Origin of the sequence: Neolewinella xylanilytica, assembly GCF_002934605.1 — a bacterium.
Lineage (GTDB): Bacteria > Bacteroidota > Bacteroidia > Chitinophagales > Saprospiraceae > Neolewinella > Neolewinella xylanilytica.
Genome location: NZ_PTJC01000006.1, coordinates 1,890,662 through 1,915,364, shown reverse-complemented (window position 1 = coordinate 1,915,364; position 24,703 = coordinate 1,890,662). Strand labels below are relative to the sequence as shown.

The following is a 24,703-nucleotide window of genomic DNA, read 5'->3' as shown; positions in this document are numbered from 1 at the left end:
CACCTTAATCCGCGGGAGGTGTACGCCGAGGCGCCGCAGCCCTGCCGACCGTGGGCGCCTTGCAGCGTGGCATGGATGTGCTGCACGAGCACGTTGCACCCCGTGACCATCGCGGTCGCTTCGGGCAACCGGGCGAGGGCCACGGTGAAGATGGGTTGGTTGGTAAAAATGCGCGGCTACTCGCGCCGCATCACCACCACTTCGCGCGTCTGTCGGTCGATCCCCCAGTATTGTCCCGACACCCAGTCGTCCACCGCAAAGCCCTGCCCTTGGCTCGGCGCCGGCAGCGTTTCTACCCACTGTAAGGCGTAACCCATCTCGGGAAACTTCAGCACGTACAGCTCTCGGTAATGGTGCGGACTGAACAGTAGCTGACCATCTTGCAGGATGGCCCCACCGGAGATACTCATCGGCGCGATGTGCCGGCTCAGCGAGTCGGGGATCGTCCAGCCGGCCGTACGACGAAATTCCTCATCCATGCGCACCAGCGTGGTGTACTCCACGCCCAGGTCGCGTTCCCGCCCGGTTTCGTCGTAATGAACGAACATCAGGTACCAGTCGCCCCGGTAGCGGTCAATCCAGGTGAAGGACCCCAGGTAATGTCCGAAGGAGTGGCTGCCGGCGTGGGTCATCGTCTCCGGGTCAAAGATTTCCAGGGAGCTGGCCATCGGCGTTTCCGGGAAGTTGGTGTTGGCGCAGTACAGCAGTCCGTCGAGTACGATGCCGCTGTTCAAGTGCTTGAGCGGACCGCGCCACTCGCCCACCGTTTCACCGTCGGACCGGCGGCGCTTCACGATGCGCGAATTGCTGATGGTGTAGAAGTGCAGGCTATCCACGGCTACCGCCTGCGTGGCATTAGGGGCAGCGTAGCGCAGGTGCTCGGTGAACCTGGACTGGGCCGAGAGCAGCGGCACGGCCACCCAGAGCAGCGCGGCGAGGAGGCAGAAGTTGCGCAGCAGGTCCATCAGTAGCCCGGATTCTGGGCGAAGCCGTCCGGATTGTCGTAGATCAGCACCTGTGAGTTCGGGATGGGGAACAGCAGGTCGTCGTTCGAGATGTCGATGCCTACCGCGGCTAGGGCGGAACTGGCGCGGCCGGTGCGTAACAGGTCGTACCAGCGGTGGTTCTCCAGAGGCAGTTCCCAGCAGCGTTCCTGTAGTACGGCGTTGCGGAAGGCCAATTGGTCTGGGAGCTCAGCGGGGGTGTAGGCGGGCAGGCCTGCGCGGGTGTGGACGGCATTCAAGTACCCCAGCGCGGGACCGTCGGGTGAGTACCCTTCTTCGTTGAGGGCTTCGGCTAGCATAAGCAGTACGTCGGCGTAGCGCAGGACCGGAAAGTCCGTGCCCACGTTGCCGGTGGTGGACCGCTCCTCAAAGTACTTAGCGGGCACCAGCGTGGCCGTGCCGGGCGGGGTAATCAGTTCGATGGTCGCGGCGCGTTCGTCGCCTTCCCGGAAACTGCTGCGGTAGGTCGGCTCGATGAAGTCCCCGATGGCCGAGTTGAAAAAGTAGCCGTGTTCCTCGGCCGTGTTGGCCGTGGTAAAGACCACGGCGAACAGGATCTCCTCATTGTATTCGTTAGCCGGGTCGAAGACCTCGGCGACGGACGGCAGCAGGCGATAGACCTGGCTTTCTACCACGGTCTCCAGGGCACCCGCGGCCCGGCCGTAATCCCCCTGCGTAAGGTATACCTTGCCCAGTAATCCCCGGCTGGCACCGGCGGTGGCGCGACCGGTCTCGGCTGCCGGCCAGCTGGCGGGCAGGGCGGTCGCGGCAAAGTCCAGGTCCTGCTCGATGGCCGCGTAGACCTCCGGTACCGGCTGGCGCAGGTGCAGGCGGGAGGTTTCGGTGTCGTCGGCGGTTAGTACCAGCGGTACCGGCCCCCAAAGCTGTACGGCGTGGAAGTATGCCAGTGCCCGAACGAAGCGCAGTTCCCCCTCATACTGCTGCGCGGCTTCGGTGCTCATTACCACTTCGGGGAGCCTGTCCAGCACCAGATTGCAGCGGTAGATCGTCTGGTAGAGGCGCTGCCATACGTCCTCGATGATCTCGTTGGTGGAGCCAGCCAGGAAGCGGTCGATGTTAAAACGGATGCCGGAGCTGGCGGAAGGGTCGTTGTCGAAGGCGATATCGCCGCGGTACTCGGTCAGGTCCGAGAGGTCGCGGCCGCCGTACAGATCGCCCGATTGCAGGGTGGAGTAGGCGGCATTCACGGCGTTGCGGACGTCATTCTCCGTCTGGTAGAAATTGGTCACGTTCGGGGCGGACACGGGCGTCAGGTTCAGGAAGTCGTCCCCGCAGGCCTGCAGCAGAAAGAGAACGAGTAAGCTCGGGAAGAGGTAGCGGATATTCATCTTAGAACGAGAGGTTGAGGCCGAAGGAATAGATGCGGGCAAGGGGGTAAGAGGCGTAATCTTCCCCGGGATTCAGGGCGCTGTCGGGGCGGCTGTTCACCTCCGGGTTGTAGCCCAGGTATTGGGTGAAAGTGAAGGGATTCTGCACGGAAAAGTAGGCGCGTGTCTTGGTGATGCCCACCCGCTCCAGTACCGGGACTGGGAGGGTGTAGCCGAGCGTCAGGTTACGGATGCGGGTGTAGGAGGCGTCTTCCAGGTGCCAGTTAGAGGTCTGCCCGTTGGAGCCGGTCTGCAGGCGGTTGGCGCGGTTGGTCTTTCCGTCGCCGGGCATGGCCTCCGACTGCCAGCGGTCGAGGGCGCCGCGCATGAGGTTCATGTTGCCCTCTTGGTTGTAGATGTAGCGGCGGAAGAGATGGAGGACTTCCTGTCCGTACGCCCCCTGCACAGCGGCGTTGAAGTCGAAGCCGCGGAAGCGCAGGTTAAGGGTAGCCCCGGCGGTGTAGTCCGGCAGGTAATTCCCCTGGATCTCGCGGTCGGCAGCGAAGTTGATCTCCCCGTCGCCGTCCAGGTCCAGGAAGCGCAGGTCGCCGGGGCGGGCGTTGGGTACGTGAGGGTAGGCATCGATCTCGGCCTGATTCATAAATACGCCGTCGTAGACCGGGTTGTAGTAGGAGCCAATGGGCTCCCCCGGCGTGGTGATCCATTGCGCGGAACCGGTACCACCCCCGACAATGATTTGGGGTACGTTGTCGGCCAGGCTGATGACCTCGTTGCGGTTGGTAGCAAAGTTGCCGGTCAGCGACCATTCCAGGCCGCCCAGTCGATTCTGTACGGTCAGCGCCGCCTCGAAGCCTCGGTTGTTGACCTCCCCGATGTTGCGCAGCTCCGAGACGAAGCCGGACGACATCGGTACTGGCACGTCGAGCAGCAGGTCCCGCGTGTTGGCAGTGTAGTAGTCGAGCTCGAGGTAGACGGCGTCGTTGAAGAAGCCCAGGTCCAGCCCCACGTCCACCATCGTGGTCCGCTCCCAGCTCAGGTTGGGGTTAGAGGGGGTGCTTGGCGCTAGTCCGACGGCCAAGTTATCCCCCCCCACCACGTAGTCAGTGAAGCCCAACAGGCCCACGGAGCCGTAGTTCGGAATTTGGAAGTTGCCGGTGTTGCCGTAGCTGAGGCGCAGCTTAAGGTTGCTCACCGCTTCCACGTCTTGCATAAAGGGCTCCCCAGATACCCGCCAAGCGGCGGAGGCGGAGGGGAAGTAACCCCACTTGTTGTTGGGACCGAAGCGGCTGGAGCCGTCGGCACGCAGCGCGGCCGAGAGGTAGTAGCGGTTGTTGAAGTTGTACTGCGCGCGCCCGAGCACGGAGAGCAGCGACCATTCCTCCCGAAACGAGCCGCCGTCGGTGATCTGCCCCGCGTTAAGCGTGGGCACCAGGTCGTTCGGGTAGTTGGTGGCGTAAAGTTCCTTGGCATTGAAGGTCTCCTGCTGGGCGGTAAAGCCGGCCACGGCCGAGAGGTTGTGGTTGCCGAACGACTGGTCGTAGTTGAGCAGGTGTTCCACCAGCCAGTTGCGGCTGTTGCGAGTACGGGCGATGCCGACCGGCGTGCGGGGGCCCGATTGTCCGCGTTCCTCGACGGAGGACGGCCAGTAGTAGTCGCGGTCGAACTGGTTTAGGTCGGTACCCAGGTTGAGGCGGTAGGAGAGGTGGTCCACCAGATCGATTTGCGCGTACAGGTTACCGATGAGGCGAAGCTGCTGCATATCGTCCTGGATCTCGTTGGCCAGGGCTATCGGGTTAACGGCGTCGGTCATGGCGTAGCCCCACGCGTTGCCGCCGTAGTTGTAGGTGCCGTCGGGATTGTACACCGGCCAGATCGGTGAACTGTGCAGCGCCAGGCCGATCACGCCGTGGTCGAACCAGGGGCCCTCGGAATTCACTAGGTCGTGGTCGGTGAGGGTGGGGTTGAGATTGAGGCCCACCTTGAGGCGGCCGCGGGTAAGGTCCATGTTGAAGCGGCCGCTGTAGCGCTTGAAGCCGGAGGAGATCACGATGCCCTGCTGGTCCATGTACTCGGCCGAGGCGTAGTACCGCAGGTCGGCGGTGCCACCGGAGACCGACAGCGAGTGGCTCTGGATCGGCGCGTTGCGGAAGATCTCGTCCTGCCAGTCGGTGTCCGTCAGGCCAGCCTCCCCGGCCAGGTAAGGCTGGATCTGGGGGGGGATGAGCACAGCGGGCTGGCCGGGTACGTTGGCGGCACGTTCTTCGTTGGTGTCCGAATCCTGGCCCTCGGGGTAGCGGTCCCGGTAGCCGTTATTGCGGCCTTCGAAATTGAGCTGCGCCCATTCGTAGGCATTGAGCATGTCGTAGCGGGTGGTGGTTTCCTGACGGCCATAGTAGCCGCTGTAGGCAACGGTCGGGGCACCCGCGCTGCCTTTTTTGGTGGTGATGAGCACCACGCCGTTCGATCCGCGCGAGCCATAGATGGCCGCCGCGGAGGCGTCCTTGAGCACCTGGATTGACTCAATGTCGGCCGGGTTGATGGTACTCAGTACGTTGATGGGCTGTTCGGCGTAGCCGCCGCCGGGGTTCACCTCGCCGGTGGCGCGGGCGTTGTCGTTAGACAGCGGTACCCCGTCGATTACGTACAGTGGCTCGTTGCCGGCGGTGATCGAGCCGACGCCGCGTACGCGCACCGACAGCCCCGCCCCGGGTGAGCCGGAAGTCTGCAGGACCTGTACGCCGGCGAGCTTGCCCACCATTGCTTGTTCGAAGGAGGTGACGGGCTGGTCGGAAATTTCGCTGCCGGAGATGGTGGATACGGCGGTGGATAGGTCCTGCTTGCGCGTCTGGCCATAGCCGATGACGATGACTTCCTCGAGGTTCGCGGCGTCGGGCTGCAATTGTACATCGAGTACGGATTGCGTACCTACCGACAGGGTCTGCGACCGAAAGCCGAGGTAGGAGAAAAGCAGGTCTTCGGCGGATTCCGGCACGGATACGGTGTAGGTACCGTCGAGGTCGGTGATGGTACCGGTGGAGGTGCCCTCCACCGTTACGCTTACGCCAATGAGGGCCTCTCCGGATTCCGCGTCGGTGACGGTGCCCGTGACGCTGCGCTGAGCGGATAGGCCCGTAGCGAGCAGGGTGAGCAGGAGGACGGCAAGGGCCGCCCCGCGGGGGACTAGTTTCATACGGACGGAGTGAGTTAAAAAGCGACGGGTGGGATAAATCCCCGGCTGAAAGCAAAGGTCTTAGTCGCCGGTTAACTCCAAATGAACACCGTGTTATTTCATCGTTTAACCCAAAGAATCGTTTTTTCAACTTGCCGCACGAAGCCTTGTACGGGGCGCGCTTTGGTTGGGTGGGGGATGAGATGCTGTACTACTCAACGGTCCCCATCCGGCAGGAAAGCCTCCAAACAAGCTTTACTTAACAAAATCATCCCTATGGTCCGACACCGGCCCCGCCTGGAAAAAAGAACGCTTCCCCCGGCTTAACCTCCTGCTGCGAATATCACCGCTTCAAACTGGAGGCTTCCCAGCGAGAGAATCCATCCACCACTTCCGATCCAGCGGAGTCGTCTCGCAGCGTCCAGCGGGGGTGGGGGTAGGGGAGCGGCTGCGGCCGAGCCGTTGTGAGGTAGCTCCGCTACCCAGACCGCACGCGACGCATCCGCCCGAAAGCCGGTAACCGCATTGTTAATTCGGGCGGTGCGCGGCCACCTGCTGCCGGGGCAGGGCGCGGGATGTCCGACCAGTGCTTCCTTTACCCGCCCCCGGGGTGGGGCAACCCCTTAGCCGATAGCCGTAACGTAGCGGTTAATTCCGGGGTTAATGCCCCAGGTGCCACCGGTTTGCTTTTGGGCTCGCATCCAGCTTTCCTCACCCCCGTCTCACCTTCCCCTGCCTACGTTTGCCCCAGCGGCAGTCGGCTACCGGCCACCGCCGCGCGCGAATCATTTGATTACCGAATTTAGTCTATACTCGTAATTGTGGGGGGGGGGCAGCCCGAAAGGGACTGCTCCACTTTTTCGTCTTGGTCTATAGTCCTATCCCCCACATTGTTTAGGATGCCACCAGTGCTGGCATCTCTCTCGCAGTTAACCTACTCCGCGCGGATGCCTGCAGACCGAGTTATTTCTGTTAGGAATGAATGGAGGCGAGTCCTTGCATTTCACGGGTGGGGTTGATGGCCAGCTCGTACTGGTAGCGGAGCAAGGAGGCAAGTTTTACTTCCGCCAGGTCTCGATCCATCAGCCAGGTCCACGCCAGGCGGCTGGATATATCCACCCAAACCACGGTGCCTTCGCTGAAGACCAGGCGCACCCGCCCGGTATACCGCGTACCGGCTCCCTGAACCACCATATCGGCACGGTCTACCGTGGCGAAGAATACGCCATGCTCCACCACACTGTTCAAAAACGCCCGGTACAACTGGGGCTCGCTCAGATGATCCCGCCGGAACCTGGCTGGCCCCAGGCAGTCCAGCGCCCGTCGGTAGTTGGCGTGGGTGCGGGGAAAATGACCAAAAACGTAAGACTTGATTAAAGTATAGTTCATAGTCAGTAAGTACGTACGGCAAAGATAAGTTCCCCCCCGTTGTGACGTCACCTCAAGTGGAACCTTACTGCGCCATCCGGTACGTTTGCGCCCACCGGAATCGGCTAGCGGCCATGGCGCAGCCCTTGCGCACCGTACGCAGATTACCGCATCCCGACCGCCACCCACCGGAAGTAGTGATCCAGCGACGGGAAGGAGAACGGCTGCTTAGTCAGGCGGGACTCCTCCCACAGCAGGGGTGCATAGTCGTAATTACCCCACTGACCAGGGTCAGCGACCACTCCGTCCGCCAGCGATCGTCGCGGAACCAGGCGATTCACCCAGTCCTGCATCCAGCGGGCGATCCCCGCCGGCTTGGCTACCCGGTCTTGGGCCGCGCGGCCGTGCTTGACGGGCAGCTTGACCAGGATGAACGTCTGGTCCTGCGAGCGGAAGCTTAGTCCGTAAGGCGCATGGAGACAAGTGGGGTAAGTAAGCATTCACTTGACGGCCGGAAGGATGTACCGGTCTATCAATTCGAAAGGCCGCCCCATTTCTGGAAACTTACCGTAGTTCTCCCCCGTGAACACCGCTACCAATTCAAGCGATGGGAACACCATGATGAATTGCCCACCGTTGCCCCAGGCTTCGTACGACTGGATGAAGGTGCCATCTACATCTCGGTCGATCATGCGGTATAGGTAGCCGAAATCCTCACCATACAGATCACTGGTTGCGTGTTTCTGGATAGACTGTTTGATCCACTCTCGGGAAATAATTTGGTGTCCCAACCATTTGCCATCGCTCAAATAAAGCTGACCAAATTTCGCCATGTCACGGGGTCGCAAACTTAGGCCACCACCGGTCATGGCAAGTCCCTGACTTCCCCTTGAATTGGTGATTGGCCACTTGTAAGCGGTGATACCAAGAGGACCAAACAAGTAGCGATTCGCAAAGTCAGGAATACGGAAGTCGGAAGCTCGCGTTATCATATTACCCAGGGTCACGACTCCACTAGTAGCCCAGATGCCACTTTCTACCAGACTTAGATTTGACGTAGTTACCTATAACGTGTAACCAGTGCAGAAAAAGATCGTCCGAGTTTCCCTTGGATTGCATAACACGCATCGCGCCCCACGTTCCAATACTAGGCTTACCCTAACTCCCCGTGTAGTCACTATAGTCGGGCTGCGTTATTTACTGTGGTAGGCGCTGAAGCCCCACTGTGATCAACATTGCACGTAGTTTATATGTATATTTATACGTACAAACGCAAAGCCATGGACCGAAAACTCACCCTAAGCCTCAACGCCGCGGTTATCGACCGGGCAAAGCAGTACGCCCGCGAGCGGGAGACCAGTCTTTCTCGCATGATCGAGCAATATCTGGCGTCCCTTACCCAGTCAAAGGGTAGGGGAGCCGCACCCGCTAATACCCCCCTGGTGGATCGCCTCAGTGGCGTCGTTAGCCTGCCGGAAGAGGCTACCGGACAGGATTCGAGCTACGCGGATTACCTGAGCGACAAGTACCAATGAACCGGCTATTTGTAGATACGAACATCGTACTGGACCTGTTAGGCCGGCGAAAGGAATACCCGGCCGCGGCGGAACTTTTTTCCCGGGCCGACCGCGGGGAACTGGAAATCTGCGTTTCCGCCCTGACCTTCGCCAACGCCAACTACATCCTCGGACGGCAGCTAGACCGGCTCGCCGCCGTGCGCGTGCTACGTGACCTGTCCCTCGTGGTGCGCGTGGTTGACCTGAGCGGTAGGGTAGTGCGGCTCGCCCTCAACGACAACGCCTTTACCGATTTCGAGGATTCCTTACAGTACTACTCCGCGTTGGAGAGCGACTCGGAGGTCATCATCACGCGTAACCAGCGGGATTTTACTACCTCAAAATTACCCGTCTTGTCGGCGGGTGAATACCTGAATTCCCAGGATAAGGGGTGAGGATGGAAAGCTTTACAGCACACTACTTAACATAATATAAATTATGGGCAAAGACACAAAGCGCCATTTTTGGCGCCGGAGCGCGGGAACCGTCATCCAGCGTACGGGTAAGTACATGTCGCTCAATAGTCCGAACCTAGATTGCCGCGGTAGCAATTTCGCTGACCATCGGATTGATGCGAGCCAGTTTTCTTTAATCCCGGAAGTTGCTAGCGAGCTCCGGGTAAAGTTTTGTCCCGAAAAAACAGAGACTGCGAATTATATAAACTGGATTCACGCCGAAGAATTCAAATTTGCCGGGCTCTGTTGAATACTCCCAGTGATTGGCTACGATCTGAAGGATCCTTCATGGATGGGTAGTTTGCTATACAGGAGTTGGTTAGGGTTGCTGCCAGCTGACCAGATCAGGGTAAATACTAGAGATCGAGCAAACCAAGCACCCTACCCCATTTCGGGCAGTCAATCGGCTGAAAAACCAAGATAATAGATCAATTTTCAATTAGAGAATTTATTGGATGAGTAAATTGATTTTCCGAAATTCTTGCTACTCTGGGAGTTCACGGATGACTACCCTTCAGCCCCAAACGGCATCAATCAAAGACTTTTGCCTGTTGCATCCCACTAGATGATCGGACTAGCCCCCGTCGGACCGGTAGTCGTCCGACGGGGGCTCGTCCGACCAACTTGATTTATTCCTCGCGAAAATCCGCGCATTTTTGCACGCTATTCTCGCGTAAGTACTCGATGTGACGGGCCAGTAACTGCTGATTGTCCGTATAGTTACGCCGTTTGAAGGCCAAGTAAGCTTTCGGCAGCTCGGCCTCCTCGAAGGTGAAGGTCCGGTAGAGGTATACGTAGTAGCCACCCCCGTGAAAGATGGCATTCCGGTCGGCAATGCGCTCGTACCCATTCTTGAATCCTTGGTTAGTGATGTAGGCGGCTCCGTCGCCTAGCAGGCCCACGTTTGAGCGCCCCACGTAATGCGCGATGTGGCCGAGTTCGTGGATAAAACACCCTACCTGAGCGGCGTAGGAAGCGTTGCGAAAATCGGCCGCCTTTTCCTGGACGTCATCCACGTAGATGGCATAAGTCCGCCTTGCTCCGTTGAGCGCGAAGCCTAGCGGTCGGGCGGCCATCGAGGTGCGGAGTTTCCGGTGGATCAGGCGAATCGGTACCTCGCGTAGATCAGGGTAAAACGAAAGCGCGGCTAATATTCGGTCCCGGTAACTGTCCGCCTCCAGGTTCGCGCCGTACAGCTCTTCCAGCCTGGGAAGCACCGAAGCGATTAACGCCGAATCGATCGGCTGACAACTATACCGGTACGCCAGCAGCGGGTTGGCTTGCGGTGCCTTACCCGGTGTAAAGACCCTATTACAAGAGAAACAGGCCAGGACGATCAATAGGCCGGGAAGCAAGTGGGTGGATTTCATCTTTCTGTTCAACGGGCCGTGAAGCGTACAACGTATGAACTGGCGATCTCCCGGTTCGAGCGAATGTGCAGTAAATCGGAAACCAGCCGGGTTTGTGGGTCAGAACCGGGCCAATCAACCGGATTAGCCAGGGAATGGGGTCCGGTAATTACCTTACCGCTACCAATCCGCTACCTTCCCGCGCTCCGCCGCCATCAATCATGCTACCCAATGAAAAAGATGAAGATTCTACTTTACACCGCCACCCTGCCCTTATTGTTTGCCGCGTGCGGCAGTGGCGCGCCCGCCACGGGAAGCAATGCCACGGACAACGAGGACGACTGGGTTACCATCTTTAACGGAACGGACCTGACCGGATGGGACATCAAGATCGCCGGGTACCCGGTGAATGAAAACCCGCGCAATACCTTTTTGGTAGAAGACGGCATGATCCGGGTGAACTACGCGGAATACGACAGCTTCGACAACCTCTACGGTCACCTTTATTACCAGGAACCGCTCTCCCACTACAAACTGCGCTTCGATTACCGCTTCACGGGAGAGCAGACCCCCGGGGGCGCCAACTGGAACGTCCGCAACAGCGGCGTGATGTTTCATTCCCAGTCGGCCGCCAGCAACGATTCGCTCCAGGCATTTCCCGTTTCCATCGAGATGCAGCTGCTCGGCGGTCTGGGCAACGGCCCCCGCACGACCGGCAACGTCTGTACGCCGGGCACGGCCGTCGTGATGGGCGATACCATCAACTTTAACCACTGCATTAACTCCAGCTCCGAGACCTACGACGGCGACAACTGGATCAGCGCGGAAGCCGTAGTGTTGGGCGGCGAGGCCATGCACTTCCTGATCGAGGGCGATACCGTGTTGAGTTTCCGGCAGCCGCAGATCGGCGGCGGATTCACCAACGTGAACGACAACCGGGAAAATTGGGAAAGCTTCGGGGTCGATGAGGACGCCGATGCCTGGATCGAACGGCAGGGCGAAATCCTCACCGAAGGCTACATCGCATTGCAGGCGGAGAGCCATCCCATCGACTTTCGGAACATTCGGTTGTTGAAGTTGGAAGAATAACCGGAGTACCACCTATGACCATCGCTTTGCTTCCGCTACGGCGGATCACCCTCATCGCTTTCCTCCTTTATAGCCTTTGCGGCTGCGCGCAGGAGCAACCATCCCCTACCCTTTCCTCCTTTCCCGAATTCCCCCGGGCCGCCGTGGAAGCTACCCTGGCCAGCCACCGCCAGGAGGCCCTGACCAGCCGACGATTCAAGCAGGCCGATCTGGTGCCGCTGATCCAGGATTTGCCGAATACCTTCCGGGTGGATACGGCCGGCACCTCGGTGGAGGGACGTCCGTTGTGGCGCGTCACCTGGGGGGAAGGCGAAACGGAGGTCATGCTATGGTCGCAAATGCACGGGGACGAACCAACCGCTACGGCTGCCCTTTTCGACCTCTTCTCCTGGCTGGAAGGCGACGGGCTGGACGGTATACGGGACACGATCAACGCCACCCTGCACCTGACCTTTTTACCAATGTTGAACCCCGACGGTGCCGAAGTATACGAGCGCCGCAACGCCCTGGGGATCGACCTGAACCGCGACGCGGTGCATTTGACCAGTCCGGAAGCCCAACTGCTAAAGGGCGAGCGGGACCGGCTCAACGCCGACTGGGGCTTCAACCTCCACGATCAGTCGACCTACTACTCCGTCGGTTTTCCGGCCGAGCGCGGGGCCGTGCTCTCCATTCTCGCACCGGCCTTCGACTGGGAGAAAACGATGAGTCCGAAACGGGAAGACGCCGCTCAGCTCATCGCGCTGATGAACGACGTCTGGCAGCAGCACATCCCCGGGCAAGTCGGCCGTTACAACGACGATTTCGAGCCCCGGGCCTTCGGCGACAATTTACAGAAGTGGGGCACACGGACGGTCCTCATCGAGTCTGGCGGCTACGCCGGTGACCCCGAGAAGCAGGAGATCCGCCGACTGAACCTGCTCGGGCTGATCGCCGGCCTGCACGGCATTGCCACCGGACGCTACGAGCAGTACTTCGTCGAAGATTACCAGGCCATCCCCCAGAACGAATCCAACGGGATGCACGAGGTCATCCTCGAGGACGCCCGGGTCACCCTCCCGGAGGGGGAATTCGTGATGGACATCGGGATCCGACGCAACGAACGAACGTTGCCTCCACGGAACCGGGACTACACCACTTCCGCCTATGTCAGTGATCTCGGCGACCTTTCCACCTTTGGTGCCTTCGATCGGCTTTCGGTAAATGGTCGGCGGGTGGCGGCCGGAAAAGTGTATCCCGGCGAACATTCACTGGTGCAGATCAGTCAGCTGGACCCCCGGGAGTTGTACCGGCAGGGATATACGGCGGTGCGGGCGCAGCAGGCGTTATCGGGTCCACCGCCCACCGAGGCGTTGCGGGTTTTAGGACCGAAAAACTACCTCGGCCAGAGCGTAGCCTTCGGCGAGACGGTGGACTTGCTGGTCTACGGCGAGAACGACGAGCTGACGCACGCCGTGGTGAACGGAAAGCTGATGGCAATCGACTGATATGAGTCCGGATACCTCTCCGCCGCGCATTCCCCGGCTTACCGTGCTGCGCAACCTCCTGCGGTTGGCACGCCACCCCATTCCGACCTTTCAGCGGTTCATCGGGCGGTACGGCGACAACTTTATCTTGTCGGTTGATAAATCGCGCACCACCCATTTTACCGTTTCGCCGGACGTAGTACAGCACGTGATGCAACGCAACCACCGCAACTACGAAAAAAGCGAGGTGCAGACGCACGAGATGGCGCGGTACCTCGGCTACGGTTTGCTGACCAATAGTGGAGCGGACTGGCTCCGGCAGCGGCGGTTGATCCAGCCCGGTTTTCACCGGCAGCGAATGGAAAAGCTGAGCGCGGAAATGCAACGCGTGATCGCGGCGGAATGTGAGCAGGCCGCTAGGAACAAAACCACCGACCTGTTTTCCTTCACCCGGAACACGGCCTACCGGATCATCGTAAGCGCCATCTTCACCGACGACTTCGGCGACGCGGAAACGGCTACCTTCCAGTCGATCCTGGACCGCTTACAGGCCTACATCATTAATCCGATCCGGCTACCGTTCCTACGCAAGCCCCTCCGCTGGCTGGGCATCGAGGAACGGCACCTCGCCTTAGCGGAAACGAGCCGCACCATGCTGCTGCGACACATTCGCCACCGCCGTGCCCAGACGGGGAAAACGTATGACGACCTCCTCCAAATGCTGTTGGACGCCCGCTACGAGGATACGGGAGAGGGGATGACGGATGAGCAGCTGGTGGACGAGGTGCTGATCCTTTTCGCGGCGGGTTACGAAACCAGCGCGAATGCGTTGGCCTGGACGGTGTGGCTGCTCCTCAAACACCCCGCTGAGCTCGCAAAAGTGCAAAAGGAACTGGTACAACTGGGTTCTCCTGCAGATTACGGTAACGTAGCCAGGCTGCCCTATCTCACCCAGGTGATCCGGGAGAGTCTGCGGCTGTATCCGCCGGCCTGGATCACGGACCGGATTGCCAGGGGGGAGGACGAAGTACAGGGGTTGACTATTCCGGCCGGAACTACCGTAGGCATTTTCATCTACGGTATCCACCGTTCTCCGCATCTATACGCCGATCCCGATGCCTTCCGTCCGGATCGCATGCAGGAGGACCTCATTAAGGCACGCCACCCCTTCGCCTACCTGCCGTTCGGGGGCGGACCACGGCTATGTATCGGCCATCATTTTGCCCTGCTGGAAATGCAACTATTTCTCGCACATTTATTGGGATTCTTCCGTGTTTCGGCGGCAGGCTCGCTACCCGCGCTTCGGCCGGTGCCGTACATCACGCTGCATCAAGATCAACCGGTGGTAGTGCAGGTGACTAGAAGTTGAGATATAATAAAAGAAAATTCTGGATGAGTAGTAAGTGCGTGGTGCGGACTGCTTGTAAACCGGGCTCATTGTCAGGGTGACAAATAAATTTAACATATCTATAGGAGGATAAAACAAACTATTTATATATTTGAACGAGATTAGCCGTAGGATCCCTTGTTCTTGCGGTTTTAACTTCCTCGTCGATCCACATTTAAAACCGCTCCTCTGTGGGAGCGGCGATCATGCAACTAGTATAAAATGAAGCACGGCAACCTACTGCTGAAGTCAGGTCTATTCTCCCTGGTCTTCCTGTTTGCAATTACCCTGTCCGCTCAGCAGCGGACGATAACGGGCACCCTCACTGACGAAGGCACCGGAGACCCGCTAATCGGAGCGAGTATTTTGGTGAAGGGAACTTCCCGGGGAACCGTAACCGACATTGACGGGACGTACGCCATCGAAGCATCTTCGGATGAAACGCTGATCATGTCCTACACCGGCTATGGTAGCCGTGAGGTTCCGGTCGGTGATAACGAAATCATCTCGATCAGTCTAACGAGCGGTGAACTCCTCGACGAAGTAGTCGTAGTGGCGTACGGCAAGCAGAAAAAAGCTACCGTAACGGGAGCGGTCGTGGCCATCGACGGTGGCGACCTCGAAGAATCCCCTTCGGTGAACTTGAGCGCCTCTCTGGCCGGGCGCCTGCCCGGTGTTGTAGTTATTCAAAGTAGCGGTGAGCCGGGCTACGACAACGCCTCGATCAACATCCGCGGCCAGAACACCCTGGGCAACAGCAGCCCCCTCATCGTCATCGACGGAGTTCCCGACCGGGCCGGTGGTCTGGCGCGCCTTAATCCGCAGGACATCGAGTCCATCTCCGTACTGAAGGACGCCTCCGCGGCGATCTACGGAGCCCGGGCGGCCAACGGCGCCATCCTGATCACCACGAAGCGAGGAACCACTGGTAAGCCCACGGTCAGCTATGACTTCAATCAGGGCTGGGCGCAGCCGACCGTTATTCCCGACATGGCCAATGCAGCTGAGTACGGGCGGATCATCAACGAACTGCAGATCTATCAGTCCGGCGTGCCCGTCGACGAATGGCAGGATGCCTGGCGCGCACTGGAGGAAACCGGCACCTATGTATCCCCCACCGACGGAGTTAATCCCATCAACGCCTCCCATACCCCCGAGGACATCGAGTTGTACGAAAACCAGACCGACCCGTGGGGCCACCCGGATACCGACTGGTTCGACGATGCCTTCGTGGACTGGGCGCCACAGGGCCGTCATAACCTGCAGATCGACGGCGGTACGGATAACGTCCGTTACCTGGCCTCGCTCGGCCATACCACCCAGGACGCCTTCTACAAAAACACGGCCACCAAGTACAAGCAGTACGACATGCGCATCAATTTAGATGCGGATATCAGCGACTACGTGACCACCAGCTTCGGCGTGCTGCTACGCCGCGAGGACCGCAACTTCCCCACCGAAAGTGCCGGATCCATTTTCCGCATGCTGATGCGCGGCAAGCCGCATGAGCCGGAGGTGTGGCCCAACGGCCTGCCCGGTCCGGACATCGAGAATGGGCAGAACCCCTACGTCATCACGACCAACGCTACGGGTTACGACCAAGATGTCCGCGACTTCATTCAGACGAACGCCAGTGTAAGTATTTCCAACCCGTGGGTGGAAGGATTGTCGCTTACGCTTTCCGGGGCTTTGGACCAGCAGGTGAACAGTCGTAAGCGGTGGCAAACCCCCTGGATGCTGTACAGCTGGGACGGTCAGACCTACGAGGACGATGGGGAAACGCCTTTACTCGAGGGAGCGATCCGGTCCACTTTCACCGATCCTCGCCTTCAGCAATGGGATGCCCGGATCCTGAACACGAACCTTTCAGGCCGCATCAACTACGACGCGGAGCTTGCCGGTGAGCACACCATCGGATTTATGGCAGGGGTTACCCGGGAAACCTTTGACGGATCGGATTTCTGGGCTTTCCGCCGCAATTACATCTCCACGGCGGTGGATCAACTTTTCGCGGGCGGCAACCTCAATCAGAACAACGGCGGCTCCGCGTACAACCGAGCGCGTCTGGGCTACTACGGCCGTGCTCAGTATGACTACAAGGACAAGTATTTGGCAGAATTCATCTTCCGCTACGACGGTTCTTACATCTTCCCGGAGCAGGATCGTTTTGGATTCTTTCCCGGCATCCTTGTCGGCTGGACCGCTTCCAACGAGGATTTCTTCAACGTTTCCGGCATCGACTTTCTGAAGTTTCGGGCCAGCTACGGACAGATGGGTAACGACCAAGTCTTTTTTAACAACCAATTACAGGAATACGCCTTCCTAAGCACCTACGGCTTCGGCAACTTCCCGATCGGCGGTGCCAACGTCACCACCTTGCGTGAGCAGTTGCTGGCTAACCCCAGCTTTACCTGGGAACGGGCCAACAACTTCAACGTCGGACTGGACGCCGTGCTGTTCAACAACCGCATCGACGTCACCCTGGAATACTTCAACAACCTGCGTACGCAGATCCTGATTCAACAGACCGGTTCCACACCCGCCTCCTCGGGCATCAGCAGCCTGCTACCCCCGGTCAACGCGGGAGAGGTGGAAAACCGTGGTTTCGAATTTAACCTCGGTTACAACGGCAACGCCGACAACGCACTGCAGTACCGCTTCGGCGTCAACGGCGGCTACGCTAAGAATAAGGTTCTCTTCATCGACGAAGTGAGCGGCGCGCCCGACTACCAACTGCAGGAAGGCAACCCGATTGGCGCGTATCTGGTGTACGAATCCGACGGTGTCTTTGTCGACCAGCAGGACATTAACAACACCGAACTGGACTACTCCGCCGTAACCAACAATCTCCGCCCCGGCGATATGAAGTTCATCGACCAGAACGGCGACGGCATCATCAACGGCGACGACCAGATCCGCATCGACGACAACGGAACCCCGACCTTCAACTTCGGCGCGAACATGCGGGCCAGCTACGGGGGCTTCGACCTCAACGTTCTGCTGCAGGGCGCCACGGGCGCTTCGCTACGCGTTCAGACGGAATCCGGCACCATCGGTAACTTCCTAAAATACAGCTACGACAACCGGTGGAGCATCGCCAACCCCAGCAGCGAGCATCCCCGCCTGGCCGAGCGCGGGAACACTTACTACACCGGTGGTAACTACGGCAACAACACGTACTGGCTATTCAGCAAGAACTACGTCCGCCTGAAAACCATCGAACTGGGCTACAGCCTGCCGGCTACGATCACCGATCGCTTGCCCATCAGCTTATTCCGGGCCTACATCAGTGCATTCAACCTATTCACCATCGACAGTCTTGACTTCTTCGATCCGGAGAGTACCAACCAGAGCGGACAGTACTACCCGCAGTCGCGCGTCATCAACATAGGCTTCAACGTCACCCTTTAATCATGCAACTCCAACCGACCATGTCCATTTTTTATAAGACCGGTTACCGCTTGCTTACCGTGGTGGGAACCTTTACCATGCTGCTGACTTTTTCAGCGTGCGACGATGAATTTTTAAATACCGAGCCCCTTGGAAGCATCTCCAGTCAGGCGACTTGGGCCGACGGCCCGCTCTCCGAGGCTTTCGTCTTCAATGTCTATTCCTACCTGGGACGCGGCGGCTTCGACGAACAAATGCTCGCCAGCCTGACCGACGAGGCGCTGTTCACCCACCCGGGGAGGGGCATCGATATCTTCAATGAAGGCAACGAAGCCCCCGATAACATTGCCTGGACCAGCGGTACCTACTCCTACGGAAATATGTACTCCGCCATCCGCCAGGCCAATATCGTCCTGCAGGAGCTCCCGAACTCCACCTTCGACAACGACGAGTTACGGGACCGGCTGATGGGAGAGGCCTACTTCCTGCGGGCCTACTACTACCACCAGTTGGCCCGCTTCTACGGTGGGGTTCCGCTGATCAGTACTCCCTACGGACTGAACGAGGATTACTCCGTCGCCCGCTCCACCTGGGCCGAAACGGTCGACTTCATCCTAAGCGACCTGGAACAAGCAATCTCTTTGTTGCAGGGCAAACCGGAAGCCCGGGGGCGCGCGTCCGTTCTGGCGGCACAGGCCCTGAAGGCACGGGTGCTGCTGTACGCCGCATCGGACCTGCACGACGCCAGCAAGCTACAGGCAGCCTCTTCCACGATGGCCGGCTACGGCAATATAGACCTGGTGGCCTACACCTCGGGTAGTCAGGCAGACCGCTGGACCGCCGCCCGTAACGCTGCCAAAGTGGTAATGGATGCCTCCAGCGGCTACCAGCTGGACCTGACCGAACCGGCCGCCCCGGAACAAGGAACCATGAACCACATCTCCATTGCCATGGCGGGCGGTAGCGCCGCTCCCGGTGTGGACGCGCTCGGTGCGCAGGAGTTAATCTTCGAACGATCCGTAGCCGGCACCTACAACGAGACGCGATACATGATGTACAACGGCCCGAATGGCTACCATAACTGGGCCGGTAACACGCCCATCGGTGCCCTGGTGGACGATTACGAAATGATGGACGGTACGTCCTTTAGCTGGGACGACGAAGAGGTAGCGGCCAACCCGTACGACAACCGGGACCCGCGCTTCTACGCCCACATCCTCTACGATGGAGCCGAGTGGAAGCCCCGGCCCGACGACGTTGTCGCTCGCGATCCCTACGGAGAAATCCAGACGGGAGCCTACGATTCCGGCCAGGACAACGATAGTGGTGAGACGATTTACATCCCTGGCCTGGACACGCGGGAATCCTCCGTAGAAGACTGGAACGGAACGCGCACCCACTACTACACCCGTAAGTTCGGCGATCCCGATCCCGCCATCGTGGATAACACATCAAACTTCAATACTACCCCCTGGCCCTTCATTCGCTATACCGAAATGGTCCTCAACTACATCGAGGCCAGCCTGGAGCTTGGCGACGAAGCGGAGGCCACGGCCTGGCTCAACCGGATCCGCTTCCGGGCCGGCATGCCCGCCGTCACCGATACGGGCGACGACCTCATGGATCGCTACCGCAACGAGCGACGCATCGAACTATCCTACGAGGAGCACCGCTACCACGACGTTCGCCGCTGGCTGATCGCCGAGGAAACCCAGGGCGAACCGCTGGGCGGAGTAGACGTCACCGCCGACCTCCTGCCCGGTCAGTCGCCGAACGAACCCTACTTCTACGATCCGGAAACCTACGAGTACACCTACGAACCGGTCATCGTACCGGAAGAAAGCCGGATGTGGAACGACAAGATGTTCTTCCGCCCCATCTCCCGCGGCGAGATCAACCGGAACGAGCTGCTCGTTCAGAATCCCGGGTACTAAGTATTCCGACCTTCAGAAGGGGTCCGTTTTCGTCACCGACGAAGACGGACCCCTTTTTCGTTGTGGCCCGTCCACGCTATCTTCCCCTCATGCGTTCCCTGACTTACCCGCTCGTTCTCCTGATCCTCTGGCTCGGCGGCTCCGCCTGCGGCCCGGACACCGATGGCGTAGCCCAAGTAGCGGCCCCGCGCTTCTCCCTGATCGCGCCGGAAGCCAGCGGCCTGACCTTCAACAACCTGCTCACCGAGGGCCCGAACACCAATATCCTGATGTACGAATACTTTTACAACGGGGGCGGCGTGGCGGCGGCGGACTTCAACCAGGACGGGTGGGTAGACCTGTATTTCACCAGCAACCTCGGTGAAAACCGCCTGTATCTGAACCGGGGTGATTTCACCTTTACGGACGTGACCGATCCCAGCCAGACGGCCGGCCGACCGGGTCCGTGGAAGACCGGGGTGGCCGTAGTGGACATCAACGCCGACGCCCTTCCGGACCTCTACGTTTCCTATTCCGGCATGCTGCCCGCCGAGAAGCGCCGCAATCAGCTCTTTATCAATGGCGGTTCCGACGATCGGGGCATCCCCCGTTTCCGGGAAGCGGCCGCCGAGTACGGACTCGACCTGCCCGCCTTCAGCAACCAGGGTTACTTTTTCGATGCTGACGGCGACGATGACCTCGACCTGCTCCTGCTCAACCACAACCCCAAGAGCCTGCCGGTCCTGAACGCGGAGAAGACCGGTCAGCTCCTTCAGACGCCGGATCCGGAACGCGGTTTGCGTTTCTACCGTAACGAGGAAGGCACCTACCGGGACGTTACGGAAGAGGCCGGCATCAACGGTTCGCCCCTCAGCTACGGTCTGGGACTCGCGCTGAGTGACATCAACGGAGACGGTCTGATAGATTTCTATCTCTCCAACGATTATGAGGTGCCGGACTACCTGTACATCAATCAGGGCGACGGGACCTTCACCGACGAGCTTAGTGAACGACTGGGCCACACCAGTCACTACTCCATGGGCAACGACATCGCCGACGTGAATAACGATGGGCTGCCGGATATTTTCACCCTGGATATGCTACCCGCCGACAACCGACGCCGTAAGCTTTTGATGGCCGACGATAACCGCTCGCGCCACGATCTGAATCGCGCCAGCGGTTTTCCGGACCAGACGATGCGCAACATGCTCCAACTCAACCGGGGCGACGGGAGCTTCGCGGAGATCGGTCAACTCGCCGGGGTAAGTGCGACCGACTGGAGCTGGTCGGCCCTATTCAGCGACTTCGACAATGATGGCTGGAAAGATCTACACGTCACCAACGGCTACCTGCGCGACTACACCAATATGGACTTCATCAAGTACATGGACGACTTCGTCGCGGCCCGGGGACGGCTACAGAAAACGGACGTACTGGAAATGCTGAAGGAAATGCCGGCCTCCGACCTGAACAACTTTATCTTCAAAAACCAGCACAGGGAAGGCTTCGAAAACGTGACCGGCCAATGGGGGCTAGACCGGCCATCCAACAGCAATGGGGCGGTGGCCGTAGACCTCGATAACGATGGCGACCTTGACTTGGTCGTCAATAATCTGAATCAGCCGGCCTTCCTCTACCGCAACGAAACCACGGATGGAAACTATCTGCAGGTAGCCCTGCAGGGGCAGGCACCCAATACGCAGGGCATCGGTGCTAAAGTCACGATCGAAGTCAACGACACGGTCCAGGTGCAGGAATACTTTCCCAACCGCGGCTATTTGTCGAGTGGTCCGCCGTTGCTCCATTTTGGTTTGGGCGCCGCGGCGCAGGTGCAAAGCCTGCGGGTTAACTGGGCGAACGGGCTGGTATCCACCTACGAGGATGTACCGGCGAATCAACGACTCACGGTAACGCAGAAGAGCGCCAAAGCAGCGGAGGCTTCGGACCTACCTGACGTTGCAGCCTACTTCACCACTACCAGCTCGCCGGTAACCTACACTGACGTAGGACCTGGCGTACGGGATTTTGACCGGCAAGCGCTTCTTCCGCGCAATCTGTCATCGACGGGTCCGGTGCTGGTGACCCACGATTTGAACGCCGATGGCCTGGACGACCTCCTAATCGGAGGAGAAGCAGGTCGGGGCGTCCAGGTTTATTTGCAATCGGAGAACGGATTGCGCGAAGGGTCCGTAAGCTTCCGGCCACCATCCAATAGCCTGCTTCGGATAACGGACATCTCCGTAGGGGATGTGAACGGCGATCGACTTCCCGATATCTACGTAGCCCATGGTGGGTACCAATCGGGGAACGAGGGCAATATGAATTCGGATTATGTCCTGATCAACGGCGGGGACGGTAGCTTTACCCTATCCCAATCCTTTCCGGCCATCACTTCTGGCACGGCCACCGTGGCCATAAGTAGTCAGGCAAAGGTTAACGGCTACCCCATCATCTTCCTCGGCGGTGGCGTTCAATCCGGAGCCTACCCCCTGGCGGAAGCAAGCCAATTCCTGGTAGCGGATGCATCCGGCGCCTACCAAAGCGTGGCACTTGCCGAGGACGATCCGCTGGCTACCCTCGGACTCGTCACCGACGCGGTATGGCAAGACCTGGACGGGGACAACCAGGAAGAATTGATCGTGGTCGGCGAATGGATGCCGGTCACGGTGCTCACTACGGACGGTGAACGTGTACGGGATGTCACGGCCAGCTACTTCGAAGCATCGCCCCGGGGCTGGTGGTACCACCTCCTCGTTGATGACTTTGACGGAGACGGTCGGGTGGATTTACTGATCGGAAACGAAGGACTCAATAATCAATACGGTGCCACGCCGGATAGTCCGGTAATGCTCTACGCCGCCGACCAGGACAATAACGGTAGCATCGATCCGATCTTTAGCTATTACATCCACGGTACCCGCTACCCCGATCTGACGCGCGATGAGTTATTGTCTCAGCTCAGTGGCCAACGCGCCCGCTACCCGAACTACGCGAGTTACGCGGAGGTGACCGCCGATGACTTGGAGGCCGGATTCGAAAAAGCGGGGCAACGGAAATCGGCCGAGCGGTTGGAAACAAGTCTTTTCCTACGCGGTGAAGACGGCAGGTTTCATCTAGCATCCCTGCCCGTCGAGGCACAGTACGCCCCGGTATACGCCGCTTGTAGCCTCGATGCCACTGGCGACGGTATACCCGATATCATCCTGGGAGGCAACGAAGTGAAGGCCCGGCTCCGTTACGGCAGTTCGGATGCCAATGCCGGTACGCTGTTGCGGGGGAATGGGGACGGTACCTTCGAATACGTGCCCCACCCGCTATCGGGTTTGCATTTTTCAGGATCGGTACGGTCGCTGGCGATTTACAATCGAATGCTCCTGGTCGGGGTACAGGAAGGCGACGTAAGTGCCTATACCCTGGCCACCCCCACGAAATAGCCAGCCCGGGCAGGCAACCGCCTGGTGGGGAACCACGTACCTTCGTGGCCGCATGGCTAACCCCACCGACGTGTTACATCCCCTACCGCCCGGAACGGAGTCCACTCCCCTACCCGACCGCTTCACCTTTCCCTTTTACTACCGCCCGCATACGCTGGCGGTGGCGGCGGCCGAAGATCTGCAAGCGCATCTGCGGAGCGATAAAAGCTGGGACGCCGATTTCGGCCTGGACGCCGACGGCACCGGCCGCCAGGGCAAAATGTTCGGTGTACTGGTGGTGGCGCACGGGGATGAGGAACTAAGTTACCTGGCGGCCTATTCGGGAAAACTGGCCGACAGCAACCACCTCCCCGGATTCGTTCCGCCGGTGTATGACCTGCTTGATGAGCGGGGTTTTTACCGCAGTGGGGAATCCGAAATCAATGCGGTAACCCTGGAGTTGGAAGCCCTCCAGGCTAACCCCGCCTATATACGAGCCAAGCAATTACTCGAAACGACCCGGCTGGAAGCGGAGCAGGAACTTCAGCGGGAACGACAACTAGTCAAAGCAGGAAAGCAGCGGCGGCGGGAAGCAAGGGAAGCCGCTGCTGACTTATCCCCTACCGAGCTGGAAGCACTGGAGAAACGGTTGGCGGCGGAGAGCATTCGCCAGAGCTACGGGCTGAAGGATCTCAAACGGGCGCTGGAACACCGCGTTCAACTGGCGGAAGAAGACGTCTCCCGGTACGAGATAGCAATAAGCCGTACGGAGAAGCGACGACGGGAGATGTCCGCCGCCCTCCAGGATCGCATTTTCACGGAATACGCGTTTTTGAACGCGGAGGGTCAAACCCGTGGCCTGGGCAGCATTTTTTCCGAAACCGTTTTCGGGGTACCCCCGGCCGGCGCGGGGGAATGCGCCGCACCAAAGCTATTGCAATACGCATTTATACATGGATTACGGCCGATCGCCCTGGCGGAATTCTGGTGGGGACAATCTCCCGGTTCCGAAATTCGACAGCACGGCCACTACTACCCCGCCTGCAAGGGCAAGTGCGAGCCGATCCTCTCGCATATGCTACAGGGGCTCGAGGTGGACGAAAATCCGCTGCTGGTCAACCCCGCCCGGGGAAAAACCCTGCGGATCGTATACGAAGATGACGACCTGCTGGTGATCGACAAGCCGCACGAGTTCCTCTCCGTCCCGGGTAAGCACATCCAGGATTCCGTTTACCAACGCATACGGGGCCAGTATCCGGAAGCCACCGGACCGCTGGTGGTGCACCGGCTAGACATGTCGACCAGCGGGCTGTTGTTGGTCACCAAACGCAAGGAGGTACACAAGCAGTTACAGCGGCAGTTCTTCCGGCGTTCCGTAGAAAAGCGCTACCAAGCCCTAGTGGTGGGGGCGGTGGCCGGGACGGAGGGATTCATCGACCTGCCCCTGCGCGGCGACCTCGACGACCGGCCCCGTCAGATCGTCTGCTCCGACCACGGGAAGGCCGCCCGCACCCGCTGGAAAGTGGTGGAAGCTACCGGCGGAAATACCCGGGTGGACCTGTGGCCGGTCACGGGGCGGACCCACCAGCTTCGCGTGCACTGTGCGCACCCGGAGGGGCTGGGGGCCGCGATCGTGGGCGACGATCTCTACGGGCAGCCGGACGACCGCCTCTGCCTGCACGCCGCCTGGATCGCCTTCGTGCATCCGACGAGCCGGGAACGAATGGCCTTCGAATCCTCCGTTCCGTTCTGAGGGTTTTTCTCCTGCGCTCCGGCGCCCACCTGAACAATTTCG

16 protein-coding genes are annotated in these 24,703 nt (G+C 59.5%); 9 read left to right on the top strand and 7 right to left on the bottom strand.

The window, feature by feature from the left end:
• Positions 1 to 176 precede the first annotated feature (176 nt).
• From CLV84_RS17155 to CLV84_RS21520, 6 genes are all read right to left on the bottom strand, one after another.
• Entirely contained in the window at positions 177 to 965 is a 789-nt protein-coding gene (locus tag CLV84_RS17155) for a hypothetical protein (protein ID WP_104420977.1), read from the bottom strand.
• Entirely contained in the window at positions 965 to 2,353 is a 1,389-nt protein-coding gene (locus CLV84_RS17150; RefSeq protein WP_104420976.1) for a RagB/SusD family nutrient uptake outer membrane protein, read from the bottom strand. The genes CLV84_RS17155 and CLV84_RS17150 overlap by 1 nt, the downstream gene beginning before the upstream one ends.
• Before the next feature lies 1 nt (position 2,354).
• Positions 2,355 to 5,543: a SusC/RagA family TonB-linked outer membrane protein gene (locus CLV84_RS17145; RefSeq protein ID WP_104420975.1), complete on the bottom strand. Its 3,189-nt coding sequence runs from the start codon at positions 5,541 to 5,543 to the stop codon at positions 2,355 to 2,357.
• A gap of 951 nt (positions 5,544 to 6,494) precedes the next feature.
• Positions 6,495 to 6,911 carry a hypothetical protein gene (locus CLV84_RS17140; RefSeq protein ID WP_104420974.1) on the bottom strand — a complete coding sequence of 139 codons (417 nt, stop codon included), beginning with the start codon at positions 6,909 to 6,911 and terminating at the stop codon, positions 6,495 to 6,497.
• A 143-nt stretch (positions 6,912 to 7,054) separates the two neighbouring features.
• Positions 7,055 to 7,390: a hypothetical protein gene (locus tag CLV84_RS17135; protein ID WP_104420973.1), complete on the bottom strand. Its 336-nt coding sequence runs from the start codon at positions 7,388 to 7,390 to the stop codon at positions 7,055 to 7,057.
• Entirely contained in the window at positions 7,391 to 7,582 is a 192-nt protein-coding gene (locus CLV84_RS21520; RefSeq protein WP_146088845.1) for a hypothetical protein, read from the bottom strand.
• 588 nt (positions 7,583 to 8,170) lie between these two features.
• Between CLV84_RS21520 and CLV84_RS17125 the strand changes: the two genes are divergently transcribed.
• The gene (locus CLV84_RS17125) at positions 8,171 to 8,425 is read left to right on the top strand and encodes a DUF6364 family protein (RefSeq protein WP_104421234.1); all 255 of its coding nucleotides are present in this window, start codon (positions 8,171 to 8,173) and stop codon (positions 8,423 to 8,425) included.
• Positions 8,422 to 8,841 carry a type II toxin-antitoxin system VapC family toxin gene (locus tag CLV84_RS17120; RefSeq protein ID WP_104420971.1) on the top strand — a complete coding sequence of 140 codons (420 nt, stop codon included), beginning with the start codon at positions 8,422 to 8,424 and terminating at the stop codon, positions 8,839 to 8,841. Before CLV84_RS17125 ends, CLV84_RS17120 begins: the two co-directional genes overlap by 4 nt.
• Before the next feature lie 689 nt (positions 8,842 to 9,530).
• Here CLV84_RS17120 and CLV84_RS17110 read toward each other — a convergent pair.
• The gene (locus CLV84_RS17110) at positions 9,531 to 10,271 is read right to left on the bottom strand and encodes a hypothetical protein (RefSeq protein ID WP_104420969.1); all 741 of its coding nucleotides are present in this window, start codon (positions 10,269 to 10,271) and stop codon (positions 9,531 to 9,533) included.
• 219 nt (positions 10,272 to 10,490) lie between these two features.
• Here CLV84_RS17110 and CLV84_RS17105 point away from each other — a divergent pair, with 219 nt between their 5' ends.
• The 7 genes from CLV84_RS17105 to CLV84_RS17075 all read left to right on the top strand — a co-directional run bounded on the left by CLV84_RS17105 (position 10,491) and on the right by CLV84_RS17075 (position 24,661).
• Entirely contained in the window at positions 10,491 to 11,339 is an 849-nt protein-coding gene (locus tag CLV84_RS17105) for a 3-keto-disaccharide hydrolase (protein ID WP_245911543.1), read from the top strand.
• Between the two features lie 14 nt (positions 11,340 to 11,353).
• The gene (locus tag CLV84_RS17100) at positions 11,354 to 12,826 is read left to right on the top strand and encodes a M14 family zinc carboxypeptidase (protein WP_104420967.1); all 1,473 of its coding nucleotides are present in this window, start codon (positions 11,354 to 11,356) and stop codon (positions 12,824 to 12,826) included.
• Position 12,827: 1 nt separating this feature from the next.
• Entirely contained in the window at positions 12,828 to 14,174 is a 1,347-nt protein-coding gene (locus CLV84_RS17095; RefSeq protein ID WP_104420966.1) for a cytochrome P450, read from the top strand.
• Positions 14,175 to 14,414: 240 nt separating this feature from the next.
• Positions 14,415 to 17,603 (top strand): SusC/RagA family TonB-linked outer membrane protein, encoded by a 3,189-nt coding sequence (locus tag CLV84_RS17090; protein ID WP_104420965.1) that lies wholly within the window; start codon positions 14,415 to 14,417, stop codon positions 17,601 to 17,603.
• A 2-nt stretch (positions 17,604 to 17,605) separates the two neighbouring features.
• Positions 17,606 to 19,516, top strand: coding sequence for a RagB/SusD family nutrient uptake outer membrane protein (locus CLV84_RS17085; RefSeq protein WP_245911542.1), 1,911 nt, complete (start codon positions 17,606 to 17,608; stop codon positions 19,514 to 19,516).
• Positions 19,517 to 19,605: 89 nt separating this feature from the next.
• A complete protein-coding gene (locus tag CLV84_RS17080; RefSeq protein ID WP_104420964.1) occupies positions 19,606 to 22,929 on the top strand; it encodes a VCBS repeat-containing protein in 3,324 nt (1,107 codons plus the stop codon).
• Between the two features lie 52 nt (positions 22,930 to 22,981).
• On the top strand, positions 22,982 to 24,661 hold the full coding sequence (locus CLV84_RS17075) for a pseudouridine synthase (RefSeq protein ID WP_104420963.1): 1,680 nt from the start codon (positions 22,982 to 22,984) through the stop codon (positions 24,659 to 24,661).
• Positions 24,662 to 24,703: the final 42 nt, after the last annotated feature.